At 58.4% G+C, this 291-nt stretch carries 1 pseudogene; it reads right to left on the bottom strand.

Going from position 1 to position 291, the window contains the following annotated elements:
- Positions 1-181: 181 nt before the first annotated feature.
- Positions 182-291: pseudogene (locus NJF35_RS24650) on the bottom strand (IS5/IS1182 family transposase); the annotation flags it as partial.

The raw sequence follows: 291 nt of genomic DNA, 5'->3' as shown, positions 1-291 counted from the left end.
CCAGAACCATGCGCACGGCACGTTCACGGACTTCAGGGGAGTAGGTCGTGGTCTTTCTCATGGCCTCATCTTCTCAAGAGTTGAGGCCTCCACGAAACCCGGGGCGGTTCAATTGCAATGTCGGGGGGATGGATCGGGTCAGTCTTTCCTGACCGTCAAGGGAAGGGGGGTGAGGCCGGAGCTAGGCTCTGTACGAAAAGTACTGTCGTAGACATCGCCGCCAGCAGGCCAATGTGACCATGGCGGCATAGCTTTTCGCGAGCTTGCAGTAACGGGTCGCCAAGCGACGAT

Source organism: Pseudomonas guariconensis (assembly GCF_024127895.1).
Lineage (GTDB): Bacteria > Pseudomonadota > Gammaproteobacteria > Pseudomonadales > Pseudomonadaceae > Aquipseudomonas > Aquipseudomonas guariconensis_B.
This window is presented reverse-complemented; position numbering and strand designations above follow the sequence as displayed.